This is a genomic window from Corallococcus sp. CA041A (assembly GCF_003612075.1).
Classification (GTDB): domain Bacteria; phylum Myxococcota; class Myxococcia; order Myxococcales; family Myxococcaceae; genus Corallococcus; species Corallococcus exiguus.
Genome location: NZ_RAWF01000073.1, coordinates 1 through 13,431, shown reverse-complemented (window position 1 = coordinate 13,431; position 13,431 = coordinate 1). Strand labels below are relative to the sequence as shown.

At 68.5% G+C, this 13,431-nt stretch carries 7 protein-coding genes; all 7 read right to left on the bottom strand.

The window, feature by feature from the left end; all coding sequences use genetic code 11:
- Nucleotides 1-15: 15 nt before the first annotated feature.
- From D7V77_RS15390 to D7V77_RS15355, 7 genes are read right to left on the bottom strand one after another with little or no spacing between them, the layout of a single operon-like run.
- Nucleotides 16-2,304 carry a carboxypeptidase-like regulatory domain-containing protein gene (locus D7V77_RS15390; RefSeq protein ID WP_233597004.1) on the bottom strand — a complete coding sequence of 763 codons (2,289 nt, stop codon included), beginning with the start codon at nt 2,302-2,304 and terminating at the stop codon, nt 16-18.
- A 58-nt stretch (nt 2,305-2,362) separates the two neighbouring features.
- Complete coding sequence (locus D7V77_RS15385) at nt 2,363-4,645, bottom strand: carboxypeptidase-like regulatory domain-containing protein (RefSeq protein ID WP_233597003.1); 2,283 nt, start codon at nt 4,643-4,645, stop codon at nt 2,363-2,365.
- A 53-nt stretch (nt 4,646-4,698) separates the two neighbouring features.
- Nucleotides 4,699-6,822: a carboxypeptidase-like regulatory domain-containing protein gene (locus D7V77_RS15380; RefSeq protein ID WP_233597002.1), complete on the bottom strand. Its 2,124-nt coding sequence runs from the start codon at nt 6,820-6,822 to the stop codon at nt 4,699-4,701.
- Nucleotides 6,823-6,850: 28 nt separating this feature from the next.
- Nucleotides 6,851-9,100 carry a carboxypeptidase-like regulatory domain-containing protein gene (locus D7V77_RS15375; RefSeq protein ID WP_233597001.1) on the bottom strand — a complete coding sequence of 750 codons (2,250 nt, stop codon included), beginning with the start codon at nt 9,098-9,100 and terminating at the stop codon, nt 6,851-6,853.
- Between the two features lie 54 nt (nt 9,101-9,154).
- The gene (locus D7V77_RS15370; RefSeq protein ID WP_158624408.1) at nt 9,155-11,431 is read right to left on the bottom strand and encodes a collagen binding domain-containing protein; all 2,277 of its coding nucleotides are present in this window, start codon (nt 11,429-11,431) and stop codon (nt 9,155-9,157) included.
- Between the two features lie 42 nt (nt 11,432-11,473).
- Nucleotides 11,474-12,286: a TIGR02452 family protein gene (locus D7V77_RS15360; RefSeq protein ID WP_120577040.1), complete on the bottom strand. Its 813-nt coding sequence runs from the start codon at nt 12,284-12,286 to the stop codon at nt 11,474-11,476.
- 4 nt (nt 12,287-12,290) lie between these two features.
- Nucleotides 12,291-13,127 carry a hypothetical protein gene (locus D7V77_RS15355; RefSeq protein WP_120577039.1) on the bottom strand — a complete coding sequence of 279 codons (837 nt, stop codon included), beginning with the start codon at nt 13,125-13,127 and terminating at the stop codon, nt 12,291-12,293.
- Nucleotides 13,128-13,431: the final 304 nt, after the last annotated feature.

Sequence of the window (13,431 nt, the reverse complement as noted above, 5' to 3'; positions counted from 1 at the left end):
CGCGATGGGTTCGCATCAGCGCATGAACGGCCTTCCGCCTCCGCGACCAGGACGCGCGGACTGGATGACGTGCACGCCGGTCCCGGTCAGCTCCACGGGGATGCGCAGGATCGCGTCCGTTCCCTCCAGCTCGTCCCGGATGAAGAGCGTGTAGTGCCCCAGGGGAAGACGACTGAAGCGGAAGTCCGCCCCCAACATGAAGTGGGGAGCGAAGGACTCGTGCCCGGACTCCGACTCCCATGTGTTCGGCATCGGGTCGGGTCCGAAGCCAGCCCGGAGCAGGTCATCCAGCGCCTCGGGCGAGCGAGGCCAGGGGACGTCTCCCGGAAGCACGAACGCGGTGATGAGCTCGCGAGATGCCTCGACGCTCACCTCCAACGACGCGGGCCCCTCACGGGACTCGAAATCCAACGCCTGCCGTGAGCCGGACGACACACGAAGCCGCGTCGAGGAGAAGGACACCGGAGGCGGCTGGGGCGGAAAAGGCGGCCGGATGTTCAGGGGGCTCCCTTCGGGATGCACGAAGCACTCGCGGTCTCCCGGGATGTTCATGGAGTAGAGGCCCGCCCCGTCGCTCCTGGAGCTCACCGTGAACCCACCTTCGCAGCGGACGTTCAGGCTCACCCCCGCCAGCGGAACCCGCGCTCCATCCGTCACGGAACCGTGCAGTTCCGCATGGGGAACGAGCCGCAACCGCACCGCCGTCTCATTCGGTTCGAGCGCATGGAGCACGGTCCCGTGTTCCTTCGAATCGACGCGCAGGAACTGGAGCCGGCCAGGCACATGCTCGAATTGGAAGCGCCCCTCTGCGTCGGTCATCACCGCCCGCAGGCGACGCGGCGGTCCATGGCCGTCCAGGTCGAACGCCTCCACGAGCTGGACCTCCTGATGGGGCACGCCCGTGCGTCCGTTCCTCGCGAAGACGCGGCCCTGCACGGTGCGGCCCTCGTCGAGCACGACGTCTGGAACCTGGAGCACTTCCCCTTCCCGCCCCTGCGCGCGCACGAGGGCGGGGGCGAATCCCAACACATCGATGACCCACTGATAGGTGTGGGTCAAGTCCACGTATCGCACGTACTCGCCCCGCGGATTGTGTGGGGGGTGTCCGTCGACTTCGAAGAAGCCCACGGGCTGCCCATCCGGGCGCACGACACGACCCTTCAGAGCACCTCCATCCTTGCGAAACACCAGCGCTTCACCCGTCCCCGGCGGCGGTGACCCTTGCGACCTCCATTCGAAGCGCGCGCTGGAATCCGTCATCGAGATGAAGTCGGGATTCTCCAACAGGTGCGGGAGGATGAAGCTCCCGTCACTTGCCGTGCGGAAATCACACTTCCCTCGCAGCCCTGCCTCGGTGGTCGATGTGCTTCCCGTCCACGCCATTCCCTCGCGGTCAGCAACCCCCTGGCCCTTGGACTCCACTGCACGTGCCCGCCAGGGCCCCAGCCCGTGGATCCCCTCGAAGCTGACCGTCGCCTCCGTCCGTGTACCTGGCGCGACCTGGACTTCGATGGAGCGATCCCACCAGCACTCCGGTGAGGGCTCGTAGCGGCCGGTGACGAGGTAGCGTCCTGCGCGAAGCTGCTGGAAGACGACGTCCTCCGGACCCTGCTCCGGGAACCGCTCGAAGGGGCGCCTTTCGTCCATCGCATTGATGTGAGTGGCCACTCCTGGCAACGCCCTGCCCTGGGGGTCCAGCACCCGGACACGCAGCGAACTGAGCCCGCCCATCACCACCGTCAACTCCGGTGCGGGCGCCACGAACTCCAGCCGCGTCGGACTCCAGTCGTACTTCTCCGCACGAAGCGTCACGCTCCCTGCGGGAACGCCGTCGAAGTGGAAGCGCCCTTCCGCATCGCTCTCGGTCGGCTGGACGGACACAGCCTCGTTGGCGAGGCTGAGTCCAAGCCGGGCCCTCGCGACGGGCCGTCCTTCCAGATCCACCACGCGCCCGGCGATTGGCGCCGCGCGCTCCAGCGTCACATCCAGACGCGCCTCTCCGCCAACGGGGACCCGTGCATCCGCGCGGGTCACACTCACGAAGCCGGCCGCCTCCGCCTGGACGACATACCAGCCCGGCATCACCCGGAGCCGGGCCGTCCCCGTCGCATCCGTGGTGCCTGACCTAATGACCAGGCTCCCGCGATCCGCGCGGCGTGCCACCAGCCTCACGCTGGAAACAGGCTGTCCGGCCGGATCCAACGTGCGGATCGTGAACGCCACCTCCTCCATGGGCCAGCGGGTATTCGTCTGCACAGGACGCGGCGCTTCCACGCACGCGAGCACCACGGCCAAGAGCCCCACCCAGCTCCATCGCATGCCCCGCAGGTTAGCAGGGACTGGCGCGGATACGGCGCCGGCATCAATCCATGAGCAGCGCCCCTCCACTCTCCAGGGGGAAGCGGAGCGGAAGGGACTTCGTCTCCTCGCGGGTCAGGTCCACCGGCACGCGCAGGACCGCGAACGCGGTGTCCTGGGGTTCGACGACGAAGAGCGTGAAGCGCTTCCCCGGGAGGTGGCTGAACGTGAAGTTCTTCTGCAGGAATTGATATCCGGGCACGTCCGGATCATCCGAACGCCAGGTGAGTGAAGGCGGGTCGATGCTGAAGGCGGACCGCTGGAGTGCTTTCAGCTCCGCGAAGCTCTTCGGCATGCGCGCATTGCCAGCGACAAGGAACGGCTCCAGTCGTTCACGCGGCTCGGGGAAGTGAACACGGAGCGTGGCGCCAGCACTTCGGGGCACGAAGTCCGTGCGCTCACGCTCACGCGGGGAGAGCACCACGGGCTGGGGCGAAAAGACGAGCGGCGGAGGCCTGGGCCAGGGCGCTCGATCCCGGAGTTGCTCCTCTGAAGCATGCACGAAGCAATCCCGGTCCGCGGGAACGCGGAGCACGTAGTGCCCGGCTTCGTCGGTCTTGGCGCGGGCATCGAGCCCGGCCTCGCAACGCACCTGCACTGTCACCCCCGCGAGAGGAACCCGCGCGCCATCCGTCACGAAGCCATCGAGCGTTCCGTCGGGTTTCAGCGTGAGGTCCACCCGGTCCTCGCCGGGCCCGAGCGCGTACAGGATCGTCCCGGCCTTCTCGTCATTCACCCGAAGGTATTGCCGTCGCCGGGGCACGCGGTCGAACCGGAAGCCGCCGGCCATGTCGGCGGGAAGCGCATGGGGAAAGTACGAACGCCGGATGTCCACATCGTCGGGGTCCACCAGTTCGACCCTGGCTTGGGGCACCGGGGTGAGGCCATCCGCCTCGACGACCCGCCCCACCACGGAGTGCCCGGCGTCGAGCATGATGTCCGGGACCGCCCTCACCTCATGTTCGCGGCCTTCGACACGCACGCGCGTCGGAGCCATGTTCGGAGCACTGGCGATCAGCGAGTAGGTGCGAGACGCCCACAGCTCCCGGCTGAAACGACCTTCGGGTTCGGTAAAGGATGCCCAATCGACGCTGTACTCGGGCACAGGCTTTCCGTCGGGCCCGAGGACCCGTCCCACCAGCGTGCCAGGCGAGCGGAACACCACGGGTCCGCCCTTCATGTCGGAAGGCGCTTGTTCCGCTACGCCCATCAGCCGGTAAGCTGCCTGGGTTCGGAGCTCGAGCTTGTGAGGCCGCGCCAGGGCACCCAACCACTCGAAGCTTCCGTCCGGGGCGGTGAGGGTCTCGCACTCGCCTCCGGGCCCCTTGTCCTCCGGAGCCTTGAGCGCCGTGGCGAGCAGTCGCAGGCCGGCCAGCGGCTTGCCGTCAGGCGTCACCGCCCGGCCCATCCAGGGGCCCGCACGGGCGACATCCTCGAAGCTCACGGTGACATCGGCCTGCTGCCCGGGAAGGACTTCGACGTCCACGCTTCGCATCCACCAGCAACCGGCGTGAGGAACGTAGACAGCCGTCACGCGATAGCGCTGCGCCGCGAGTCGCAGGTGGACGGTCCCCTCGGGCGTTCGCTCTGACTCGTGCGAGAGGTCGACCCCCCGGTCGATGGGGCTCACGAAGCTCGAGGATTTCGGGGCCACGCGTCCGTCGATGCCGAGCACCCGCACGAGCAATGACGAGCGCCGGCCCATCACGACGGTGAGCTCGGGCTGGGGCGTGAGGACCTTCAACCGCTGCCAGCTCCACTCCTCCTTGTCGGAATAGAGCAACCCCTCGCCAGCGCTCACACCCGCGAAGGTGAAGTGGCCCTGCGCATCACTGGTGGTTTCGACGACCGGGGCGGCGACGCTGGAAGAGACAAACCGGAGCCGGACGTCGCTCACGGGCTTCCCCTCCGCATCCACCACCCGTCCGGAGAGAGGCACCGCGTGAGCCAGGGGTAGGTCCATCCGCGGTCTTGAATCCGGCGCGATCCGGATGTCCGTGCGGAATGCCGTCACGAAGCCTCGTGCCTGGACCTCCGCTGCATACCAGCCAGGCTTCAGGAGATGGGCCCCCGCCCCCTGTGCATTCGTCGTCCCAGGCCGCGCGCTGTCTTGCGACAGATCCGCGCGCCAGACCCGCACCCGTGCACCGGATACAGGTTGCCCCTCCGGGTCCACGACCCGGAACATCCACGTCACGTCCTTCGCCGGTCCGGGCGTTTCCAACTCCGGACGCGTGCCCGCGCAAGCGAGCACCACGGCAACGAGCCCCACCCAGCTCCATCGCATGCCCCTCAGGTTAGCAGGGCGTGACGCGGCCGTGGACGGAGTGCATGCGGGCTTCAGGGCACGAGCAGCGTCCCCCCACTGTCGGCGGGAAAGCCGAGCCGGAGGGACTTCATCTCGCCCTGCTTCAGGTCCACGGGCACGCGCAGAACCGACGGTCCAAACTCCCCATCGACGGCGAAGAAGGTGTAGCGGCCGGGCGGCAGGTGGCTGAAGGCGAAGTCCGTGCGCCAGAAGTAAGCCCCCGGCACATCAGGATCCTCCGGCGGCCATTTCCTCGCGGCGGGATCGCTGGTGAATGCGGAGCGCTGGAGGATCCGCATGGCTCCGTACGTCTTCGGCATGTCCACATCGCCGGGAACGAGGAAGGTCTCCAGCTTCTCGCGTGGCTCCGGGAAGTGGACCTGGAGCGCGACCCCACCGTACCTCGGGACGAAGTCCCTGCTTTCGCGCGCGTGTGGCGAGAACGAGACGGGCTGGGGTGAGAAGACCAGCGGCGCGGGCCGGGGCCACTGGGCATCCCGGAGCGGCTCATCCGAAACCTGCACGAAGCACTCGCGGTCCCCCGGAACGCGCAGCACGTAGTGGCCTGCTTCATCCGTCGTGGTGCGGGTGTCGAGCCCGGCCTCGCAGCGCGCCCGGACGGTCACGCCCGCGAGCGGAACGCGCGCCCCATCCGTCACGCCCCCCTGGAGCACCGCGTCCGCGGTCAGCCGCACCTCCACCTGGTCCTCGTGAGCTCCGACCTCGTACAAGGCCGTTCCGCCCTGCTCGTCGGTCACCCGGAGGAACTGGGTGCTTCGGGGCAGCTGTTTGATGTGGAAGCGGCCCGCCTCGTTCGCTTCATTCGCCGCGCGGTGCTCGTCGCGCGGGGTCTCCAGGTCGGCGGGGGCCACCCGCTCGACGCGGGCATGGGGAACCCCTGTCTGCCCATCTTCGTGGAACACCCGGCCCACGACGGTGTGACCGGGTTCGAGCGTGATGTCAGGGAGCGTCAGTTCCTCGCGCGCGCGAGCTTCGACTCCTAGCAGCGCGCCAGGAGGATGGAACACCACGGGCCCGCCATTGGGGCCGGAAGGTGCTTGTTCCGCGACGCCCATCTTCCGGCGAAGCCCATCCATGGACCCGAGTGCGAGCTTGTAGGGCCGAGCCAGGGGATGCCTCAACTCGAAGCGTCCGTCCGGGTCTGTCGTCGTCATGCATTCGCCCATGAGGTCCCCGCCCGCCGGCGTCTTGAGCGCCGTGGCCCGAAGCACCAGGCCAGCCAGCGGTTTCCCGTCGGGAGTCACAGCCCGGCCCGTCCAGACTCCCGCACTGGAGACGCCTTCGAAGCTCACCGTGAATTCAGCCTGCTGTCCGGGAGGGACGTCGACGTCCACGGTGCGGTCCCACCAGCACCCAGACGCAGGAGCGTAGCTGGCCGACACGCGATAGCGCTGCGCCGGGAGTCGCAGGTGGCGCGTTCCCTCAGCCGTTTGCTCGGACGCGTGCGAGATGCCGACATTCCGGTCGATGGGCCTCACGAAGCTACGGGAGTTCGGGACCACGCGGCCCTCGGGGTCGACCACCCGTACGAGCAATGACGAGTGTTGGCCCATCACGATGGTGAGTTCGGGCTGGGGAGTGACGACCTTCAAGCGGTGCCAGCTCCAATCCGCCTTGCTGGCATAGAGCAGGCCCTCGCCCGCGGCCACGCCCTGGAGGGTGAACTGGCCCTGCGTGTCACTGGAGGTTTGCACGAGCGGGGTGGCGACGGTGGAAGAGACAAACCGGAGCCAGACGCTGTTCAGCGGCTTTCCCTCCGTGTCCACCACGCGTCCGGAGAGTGGCACCGCGCGCGCCAGGGCCAGCTCCATCCGCGGCCTCGAATCCGGCGCGATCCGGATGTCCGTGCGGAATGCCGTCACGAAGCCCCGGGCCTGGACCTCCGCGGCATACCGGCCCGGCTTCAGCGCAACACGTCCGGTCCCCTTTGCGTCCGTCATGCCGGGCAGCGCGTTGTCTTGCGACAGCTCCGCGCGCCAGACGTTCACCCGCGCACCGGACACGAGCTGTCCCCCCGGGTCCACGACCCGGAACACCCACGTCACTTCATTCGCCGGTCCGGGCGTTTCCAACTCCGGACGCGTGCCCGCGCAAGCGAGCACCACGGCAACGAGCCCCACCCAGCTCCATCGCATGGCGTGAAGCATACGCGATGGGTTCGCGTCAGCGCGTGTATGGCCTTCCGTCTGCCCGAGCGGGACGCTCGGACCGGATGACGTGCGCGCCGGACTTGGTCAGATTCACGGGCACGCGCAGGACCGAGTCCGCTCCATCGATCTGCTCCCGGATGAAGACCGTGTAGTGCCCCAGGGGAAGATGGCCGAAGTGGAAGAACGCCCCCAACATGAATGAGGGAGTGAAGCCGTCGTCATCGTCTTCCGGCTTGAAACCGGCCCGGATGAGCGCATCCAACGCTTCGAGCGTGCGGGGCCACGGCACGTCTCCTGGCAGCACGAACGCGGTGACGAACTCGCGAGATGCCTTGACGCCCACCTCCAGAGAGGCAGCGCCTTGGCGAGGCGTCGGGTCCAACCTCTGGCGCGAGCCGGGCTCCAGTCGAACCCGCGTCGGTGAGAAGGACGCAGGGGGCGGCAGGTACATCTCCCCGACGCTCAGGTGGCTTCCCGCGGGATGCACCTGGCACTCACGATCCCCCGGGATGTTCACGGAGTAGAGGCCCGCCCAGTCCGTTCCGGCGCTCACCTTGAAATCACCTTCGCAGCGAACCTCCAGGCTCACCCTCGCGAACGGAACCCGTGCGCCGTCCGTCACGGAGCCGTGCAACTCCGCGTTGGGAACGAGTCGCAACCGCACCTCGCTTTCTTCGGGCTTGAGCGCCTGGAGCACGGTCCCGTGTTCCTTCGCGTCCACGCGCAGGTACAGGAGCCGGCCCGCCACATGCTCGAATTGGAAGCGCCCCTCGGCGTCGGTCATCGCCGCCCGCGGGCGATTCGACCGATGCCCGTCCAGGTCGAACGTCTCCACGAGCTGGACCTCTTGATTGGGCACGCCCGTGCGACCGCTTCTCGCGAAGACGCGGCCCTGCACGGTGCGGCCCTCGTCGAGCACGACGTCCGGAACCTGGAGCTCTTCCCCAACCCGCCCCTGCGCGCGCACAAGGGCGGGAGCGAAGCCCAACACGTCGATGACCCACTGATAGGTATGGTTCATCCACACGCCCTGCACGTACTCGCCCCGTTGATTCCCCGGAAAGTATCCGTCGACTTCGAAGTAGCCCACGGGCTGCCCATCCGGGCGCACCACACGGCCCTTCAGAGTCCCGCCCTCCGGAGGAAACACCAGCGCTTCGCCCGCCCCCGCCCCGTTCGCGCCCTTCGACATCCGCGTGGGTGACGGTTTGTCGGAATCCCAGACCACCTGGACCGGAGGCCCGGTCACACGTGAAAGAGCGAAGGATCCATCCGGCTCCACGCGGGCTTCACACCGTCCGCGCAGACCGAGTGCACCCTCTCCGTGCTCCCCCATCCAGGCCATCACCTGTCCACCGCCAAGCGCCCTTCCCTTGTCGTCGACAGCACGCCCGCGCCAGGGCCCGAACCCCTCGACCCCTTCGAAGCTCACCGTCGCTTCCGTCTGCTGCCCCGGAAGCACCTGGACTTCGATGACACGTTCCCACTCGCATCCCACCGAGGGCTCGTATCGACCCGAGACGTGGTAGCGACCGGCGGGAAGGTTCAGGAACAGGATGCCCTCGGGCACCTGGATCGGGCTCTTCGTCATCGGACGCTCGCCTTCCTCCTCGAGTGAGATCGAGACGGAAGGCTCGGCCAGTCGATGCTGTTGGGGATCCAGCACCCGGACCCGCATCTTGCCGAGTCCCCCCATCACCACCGTCAACTCCGGTGCGGGCGCCGCGAGCTTCAGCCGCGTCGGACTCCAAGCGTCCTTCTCCGCGCGAAGCGTCACCGCTCCGGCGGGAACGCCGTCGAAGTGGAAGCGCCCTTCCGCATCGCTCTCGGTCGGCGGGACGGCCACGTCTTCGTTCGCGAAGCGGAGTTCAAGCCGAGCCCCCGCGACGGGCCGTCCTTCCAGGTCCACCACGCGACCGGCGACGGGCGCGGCGCGCTCCAGCGTCACGTCCCAACGAACCTCATCACCGAAAGGAACCCGCGCATCCGTGCGGGTCACGCTCACGAAGCCGGGCGCCTCCGCCTGGAGGACATACCAGCCCGGCATCACCTGAAGCCGCGCCGTGCCGGTCGCATCCGTGGTGCCTCCCCTGGCGACGGAGGACCCGCGATCCGCGCGGCGCGCTACCAGGGAAACACCTGGAACCGGTTGGTTCGCCGCATCCACGACGCGGACGCCCACCGGCACCTCTTCCTGAGGCCAACGCTTCATCACCGGACGCGGCGCCTCCGCGCACGCGAGCACCACGGCCAAGAGCCCCACCCAGCTCCATCGCATGCCCCGCAGGTTAGCAGGCCATCGTGAGGCATGGCTCCGTCAGTGAACGAAGTGCACGCCCCCCACCACGGCGCGCTTCGTCTCGAACCTGTGGACGCCAGGCTCCGTGAGGTTCACGGGGTAGCGGAGCACGAAGACCCCGTTACGGCTTCCGAGCACGAACACCGTGTAGCGCCCCAGAGGCAGCTGGCTGAACCGGGGCTCACCCCAGGCGCGATAGAACCAGTTCTCGACCTGGCGTTCCGGGCGCTGCTCGGCGGGGGCCGAATCCGGTTCGGCAGCGGAGGCTATCAGCGCGTTCATGGCCTCCGCCGTCGACGGCATCGGAACATCCCCTGGCACGAGGATGACCCGATCCCATTCGCCCGCATCCGGAAACAAGACCTGCACGGCAGCGGGGCCCGTGCGCGGCCGCAGCTCCACCCGGACCGTCTCTCCTGGACGGCCACTGTTGAATCGCAGGGGCCAGAAAACGCGCAGCGGGGGCATGGGCCAACCGCCTGGGTCTTTGTATTGATAGACACTCAAGACACACTCGCGCTCCGGGACGACCGACAAGCTGAACCGTCCCTCCGCGTCGGTGACGGGCACCCGGTCGGGATAGACCTCGCACCCCGTCATCAGGCTGAGGCCCTGCAAGGGGCGCCCCACTTCATCCACCATCGTGCCAGCCAGCGTGGCCTCCGGACTGAGCCGCATCGTCACCTCCTCCACGTCCGCGCCCAACGGCTGTGAGGCCGTTCCATCTTCTTCCGTCTCCGCATCGAGGATGAACGGCTCGCGCGGCACGTTCTCCAGCACGTCGCGGCCATCGGCATCCACGATCCGGAACGTCTGGAACCAGGCGAACGTCGACTCGCGCCCGGGCAACGGATGCAGGTCCATTCTTCCCTTCGACACGGCCGGCTGCCCGTTCTCCCGCACGAGCCGGACGCGCACGGTGCGGCCTGCTTCCAAACTCACGTCTGGCAGGGCGGTCCGTTCCTCGCGGGGATCCACCCGCATGCGCGTGCTCGCGAGTCCCTCCGCCTCGAAAACCAGGCCCGCGGGCCCAGGACCTTCCAGGGTGTACCGATAGCGCCCCTCCGGATCCTCGTAGGTCTCCGAGTTCACCTTGAAACGGGTCAGGGCCTTTCCATCCGGTCCCAGCACGCGTCCCTCCACGAAGGGACTGGGACGCCGCTCCAGCAACACGTCCTTGGCCTCCGGACCGAACTCGACCTTCGCGACACCGCCGGAGACCTCCACGCGCACGCGTCCCCGCGGCAGGTGTTCCAACGTGAAGCGCCCCTGCGCGTCGGTCCGGGTGGAGTCCTCGCTCGCGAAGGCGTCCTTCTTCGGATCACCCGATGAGGCGCTGAGCCACACGTCCGCCACGGGCCGTCCGCCGGCGTCGATGACGCGGCCCCGAAGCGGTGCGCGTTCCACCACGCCCTCGAAGCGGAGCGTCAGCTCGCGAGTCTGCCCCGCCACGACCTCCACCTCCGAGGACGTGATCCACTCCGCGTTCCCACCCAGAGGATGCGTGAACGTTACCCGGTAGCGCCCTGCCTCCAGGCCCCGGTACATCCGGGCGTCCTTCACGTGCTCATCGATCCAGGCGCCCTCCTTCGCCACGGGATCGAGCGCCTTGACCTCCACCCTTGGCGAGCCCACCGGACGTCCCTTCGGATCGAAGGCCGTCACCCGCAGCGTGCCCTGCTCGCGCAGGATGAGTTTCAGCTCCGAAGGTCGCGCGTCATATGCCCACCGCTCGTCGCTGTAGCCCTTGCGCCGCGCCAGCAGCACGCCTGGACCGGGCCCCATGCCTTCGAACAGGAAGGTTCCGTCCGGGTTCCCCACGAGGTCCAACCGGGGCGCCGTCGTGTCCGCGGGAATCCATGAGAGCGACACGGCGCGAAGGGGCTGACCCGCGCCGTCCACCACGCGCCCGGGGACCGACCTGGAGGAACGGAGCGTCATCGTCACGGTCGCCGGGTGTTCACGCCCGAGCCGCACGTCCGGATCCACGAAGGTCTGGTAGCCCGAGGCCTCGGCGGTGAAGACGTACCAGCCGGGAGGCACCGTCAGTCCGGTCTTCCCCTGGGCATCCGTCGTGCCCCAGATCACCTCGGGATGATCCGCCATGGCCTCCCGGATCCGGAACGCGATGCCAGGAAGGGGATGGCCCTTCGCATCTTTCGCCAGCACCGTGAGCAGCGCGGACGCGGGCGCGGCCTCGGTGCGCGCCACCTCGGACACGGACACCGGCTTCTGATTCGACGTGCCCGCGCACGCGAGCATCCCCACCACGAGCCCCACCTGGCTCCATCGCATGCGCGCAAGGTTAGCAGGCGCGCATGAACGCCAGACAAGCCCTCAGCCGAAGCGCTCGCGGAAGGTGCTCAGGTTTGGCCCCTTCCCACCGCGCTCGTACACCGCGAACACCACCCGGCTGAACGCGCCCGCCATCGTGGACAGCCCTCGCGCGAAGGCCTCCGCCGCGTCGTGCGGGTTGTTGCGGAACGCACCGCAGCCCCAGGCTCCCAGGATGATCGTGCGGTGCCCATGGTGCGCCGCCACCTGCAACACCTTGAGCGCCCTCGCGGCCAGCACTTCGCGCAGCTTCTGCGCGACCTCCGGATCCTTCGTCGGCAACTCCCGCGCGTTGGGCGCGGGCGCCGTCAGCACCGACACGGAGAACGGCCGTTCCAGCAGGTCGTAGTGCTCGTTGCGGAAGAACGGCACGTCCGGCGAATAGATGAAGTGATCCGTGTACAGCGGCGAGCGCAGCTTGCGGTTCACGTCGTAGTACTCCGGCCACTTCAACAGGCACGAGTACAGCGCCGAGCACCGCGCCAGGTCCTCCTCCTGCGCCTTCGCGCCCGTGAGGAAGCCGCCGCCCGGGTTCACCGCCGACGCGAAGTTGAGCGCCAGCACCCGCCGCTCACCCTCCTGCTCCACCAGCCGGCGCGCGGCGTCGCCCGTCTTCTCCGGCGTCACCTCGATGGTGAAGCCCGGCACCGGCGCGGGCCGCGTGAGGTGTTCGAAGTCACCGGGCCGCACCAGCACGGTGCCCTCGACCGCGCGCGACACCGCGTCGCGAATGGACACCTCCCGCCCGGACAGCGGCACGTAGGTGCCTTGATCCAGGATGTGAAGGGTCTCGTCCGCGACGCGGTTCCGTGACATGGCGTCACTCGCAGCCGATGCGCTCGGGCGCCACCGCGAGGTCGTCGATCCACGTCTCCGACGCGGAGTCGCCCTTCGGGTGCACGAAGCCGTAGCCCACCCCGAAGTTGGTGAAGGGCCGGATGCCCACGTTGGGGAAGTCGTAGGCCTGCTTCCCATCCACCCACACCAGCGCGTGGCCCGTGGTCGCGGTGCTGTTCGCGCGCTCCACGCCCCACTCGATGCAGGTCCACTTGTTGGGCGACACCGTGACCTTCGTGTCCTCCTGGAGGTTCCAGCCCGTGCCCTTGATGCCGCTCCAGTCATCCAGCGCGAACGCGCCGTTGTGCATCCCCTGGAGCTCGATGCCGCCGAAGTCGTTGTCCTTCGGCGAGAAGAGGATGAAGTACGTCCCCATCACGCCCTCCGGCGAGGCCCGGTTCAGGTACACGTACGCGCGCGTGTAGAGCTTCGTGCCGAACGCCGGGATGTCCTTGCGCAGGTGCGCGATGGCCTGCTGGTCGCCGGGGCCCGTGTCCTCGTTGTAGCCCGGGTCCGTCTTCACGTGCAGCGCGCCGCTGCCAGAGCGGGTGCGCGTGCCGTCGATGGCGATGGTGGCGTGGTGGTCCTCGTCCGGGTGCTTCCAGCCGTTCTGCCCCTTGTCGAAGTTCTCGCAGAGGATCGCGGAGGCGGGGCACTGGCCATTGCCCGTGCTCGTGCCGGCGTCGGTGTTCGTGCCCGCGTCCGTGCTCGTGCCCGAGTCCGGGGTGTTGTCCGTCTTGTCGCCGTCGTCGCCGCAAGCCGACAGCGCGCCCACCGCGAGGGAAGCCATCATCAACGCCAGTGCCGAAGTCGAACGCATGAGTCCTTCCAGGAAGAGGCGTCGCGCCCTCGCGCTCCAGCCGCGGGGACGGGACGTGTCTCCGTCCTAACACGGCCCCCCGTCTTCCTTGGAATGGGGCCCGGCAGACCCCGGCGGCGCGGCAAGCGGGCAGGCGGTGACGACCGACCCCACGGGGTCATACGGATGTCGTCCGTGGATGGATGCGCGCGCGGCGCGATCACAAGTGCTCACTAGCGGCGCACCACCCTGCCCGGCAGGTGCGCGTTGCCGTTCCGGCCCGTACTGCTTTCCATGTGAGGCGCCAGCGGCACGGGTGTCACCC